This window comes from Psychrobacter sp. W2-37-MNA-CIBAN-0211 (genome assembly GCF_040309405.1).
Classification (GTDB): Bacteria; Pseudomonadota; Gammaproteobacteria; order Pseudomonadales; family Moraxellaceae; genus Psychrobacter; species Psychrobacter glaciei.
The window spans coordinates 1-266 of record NZ_JBEOOU010000271.1 but is presented as its reverse complement, the minus strand read 5'-3'; the positions used below and the strand labels follow the sequence as shown (position 1 = coordinate 266).

Here is a 266-nt window from a genome sequence, read left to right as displayed (position 1 = left end):
CTCTATGAGCATTACGATGCCCAGTTTCATCTCTCAAGCTTGCAATGCTTGCTCAAAAAGGAGGTTGATGCGGGACGATTACTCTTGGGGGAGCAGCAGCTAGAGGCAAATATATTGCCACCAGATTTGGCTGATGATGAGCTCAACGAGCATGCTAGCGAGATGATATATAAAAGCATCATATAATCAATTCTATAGTTGAATCACTATCAAACCAATACCGTACTGCTGGGATAAATTTTGCGCAGCCTCTGTCAGCGTAGACA

General features: G+C 43.6%; 1 pseudogene. It reads left to right on the top strand.

Annotated features, from left to right (window positions below):
- Window positions 1-186, top strand: a pseudogene (locus AAEY72_RS15190) (hypothetical protein); the annotation flags it as partial.
- Between the last annotated feature and the right edge of the window lie 80 nt (window positions 187-266).